A 2,859-nucleotide genomic window follows, 5' to 3' on the forward strand; every position below is an offset into this window, starting at 1 on the left:
GCTAGGCAAGGCATGCCAAACCGCCTTAACTAACGTTGCCAACGGTATAGCGAAAAACACCCCCCAGAATCCCCATAAACCACCAAATACCAACACAGCCACGATGATAGCGACTGGGTGTAAGTTAACAGCTTCGGAGAACAAAACTGGGACTAAAACATTGCCATCAAGCGCTTGAATAATGCCGTAGGCGATAAGAAGCCAATAGAATTGTGGAGTCAACCCCCACTGAAAAAGGCCAACGATAGCGACGGGTATTGTCACTGCTGCTGCACCGATATAAGGGATCAGTACCGAAAAACCAACCGCAACCGCGAGCAGTACCGAGTAGCGGAGATCCAAAATAGCGAAGGTCACATAACTCACACCACCAACAATCAATATCTCCATCACCTTACCACGAATGTAATTAGAGATTTGTTCGTTCATCTCGACCCATACTTTGGTTGCCAAACGGCGATTGCGCGGCAACACACCACGAGTCATGTCCATCATCTCATCTTTATCTTTAAGTAAGAAGAAAACCAGTAGTGGGACAAGAATTAAATAAACACCAAGAGTCGCCAAGCTGACTAATGAAGCAAGAGAACCTTTTACTACAGTTTCCCCCATCACTATTACTTGGTTTTTAGCATTGGAAACCAGTGACTCTACAATCTGAAAATTCTCTAACTCAGGGTAACGATGTGGCAACTCGGCAATGTAGCCTTGTAGACCGCCATACATAGAAGGAATGTCATTCACTAAGTTGCCGACTTGCTCCCAGATGGTCGGGATCAAACCAAAAATAGCGACAAGCATCAGGCTAATAAAGCTCAAAATAACGAATATCACTGCTAACGTTCTTGGCAGTCCTATTCGGCATAGCTGAACCACGGGCCACTCAAGTAAGTAAGCAAGGACAATCGCGACAAGCAGAGGCGCGATTAAATTGCCAAAGAAATAGATGGTAATGAAGCCGAACAGAAGAATCGCAACAAGACTGACAGCGTGTGGATCAGAGAAACGTCGCTTATACCAACGACTTACCATTTCAAACATTCAACATAGTTCCTGTGGTTTTATTATTCGACAGACTCGCATACGATGATAACCATCTTTCTCTTCACAGACTAATTCATAGCAGTTCTGGCGAAGATATTGGGCAATATCAGCAAACGAACTGGATTCGGAAACTAGAATGATGGCATGCTCGTCAACGGACAAACCTTTTACATGCCGTTTCGCAAGCAACAATGCCATAGGACAGCGTTCCTGACGCAAGTCCAAGATTCTTGATTCCATTTTTTAGCTCGATGCATATTATTACGGATAAGTATTGTATAGTGTTTTTTTGTAGGCGTCAGTGCAAATAATAGTGGTATGTCCAAGAGTTCTGTTCGTACTCTAACTGAGAGTTTGTTACCTTCTTAACTGAGTGAGTTAACAAATTGGAAACCATCGCTGCGATATAGTGTCCAACCGTATACCTAACTTGCTAATATACACTCAGCAAGGATCAATACATCAATGGAGTTCCATCTGCTAAATATGCTTAAACACACGCGTTCACTCGTTTGCCTTTGTATAGCGACTGCTTTAAGTACCCCTACCACCACGCATGCAAATAGCCTAGATCTTCCCGATATAGGTACAGCAGCGAGTGGCACTTTAACCATCGCACAAGAACTTCGATACGGAGACGCATACATGCGTATGCTCCGAGCTAGTTCACCGATTGTGAACGATCCCGTTCTTAACGAGTATATTGATAGTCTGGGTCATCGCCTAGTTGCCAGCTCAACCGATGTAAAAACGCCATTCACGTTCTTCATGATTCGCGACCGCAACATTAACGCCTTTGCCTTTTTTGGCGGATACGTAGCGCTACATTCGGGTCTATTCCTGCATGCCCAAAGCGAAAGTGAACTCGCTTCAGTCGTTGCCCACGAAATTGCCCACGTGACTCAGCGCCACTTAGCTCGGAGTATGGAAGAGCAAGCGCGACGCTCCCCGGCAACCTTGGCTGCTCTAGCAGGATCGCTGCTGCTTGCCATCGCCTCGCCACAAGCAGGTATTGCAGCAATGACAGCAACAACAGCAGGGAGCATGCAAGGCCAAATCAACTACACCCGTAGCAACGAAAAAGAAGCTGACCGATTTGGTATCAGCACCATGGCCAAAGCAGGATTTGATGTCAATGCTATGCCACGCTTTTTCGGTCGATTGGCCGATGAGTTCCGCTACGCGAGTAAACCGCCACCGATGCTGTTAACTCACCCACTACCTGAAGACCGTATTACTGATAGTCGTGCTCGAGCTCAAAGCTATCCTGCGCGACGTATCGATCCATCACTGGATTATCACCTAGCGAGAGCACGCATTGTGGCGCGTCACGCAGGTATAGACGGCAAAGCGGCGTTAGACTGGATGGAACGTAACGAAAAACGCGCATCTGAAAGCATTAGAGCCTCGTTCCAGTACGGAAAAGCCTTAATCTATTTAGACACAAAAAGAGCCGAAGAGGCTAGCGCCATACTGCTAGAACTACATAAATTCAACCCAGATAACCGCTTTTACTTGGATGCAATGGCTGATACCTATCTGGCAATGAAGCAAGCCGACAAAGCCGAAGCGATGCTCAGTCGCGCGCTAAAAGAAGCGCCAAACAACGCAGTTTTGACCATCAACTATGCTAACGTGTTGATGGAGCAGAACAAAAACGAACAGGCAATTCGCGTCTTACAACGCTATACCCATGATAACCCAAAAGATGTCAATGGCTGGCACCTGCTGTCAGAAGCCAATATTCACCTTGGCATCAGTGATGAAGATCTAGCAGCTCGTGCAGAGATTCTGGCCCTAAAAGCCAATTGGAAC

Annotated in this window: 3 protein-coding genes; 1 reads left to right on the top strand and 2 read right to left on the bottom strand. The window is 46.3% G+C overall.

Features of this window, described 5'->3' with window-relative positions:
* Both QTO00_RS17680 and QTO00_RS17685 read right to left on the bottom strand, forming a co-directional pair.
* The coding region (locus QTO00_RS17680) for an AI-2E family transporter (protein ID WP_331425947.1) at positions 1-1,041 on the bottom strand (1,041 nt) is incomplete at its 3' end.
* Positions 1,042-1,284, bottom strand: a complete 243-nt coding sequence (locus tag QTO00_RS17685; protein ID WP_331425948.1) for a sulfurtransferase TusA family protein — start codon at positions 1,282-1,284, stop codon at positions 1,042-1,044.
* Positions 1,285-1,530: 246 nt separating this feature from the next.
* On the opposite strand from QTO00_RS17685, the gene QTO00_RS17690 reads away from it, so the two are divergent.
* On the top strand, positions 1,531-2,859 hold a 1,329-nt coding region (locus QTO00_RS17690), incomplete at its 3' end, for a beta-barrel assembly-enhancing protease (RefSeq protein WP_331425949.1).

Source organism: Vibrio sp. M260118, assembly GCF_036533755.1.
Classification (GTDB): Bacteria; Pseudomonadota; Gammaproteobacteria; order Enterobacterales; family Vibrionaceae; genus Vibrio.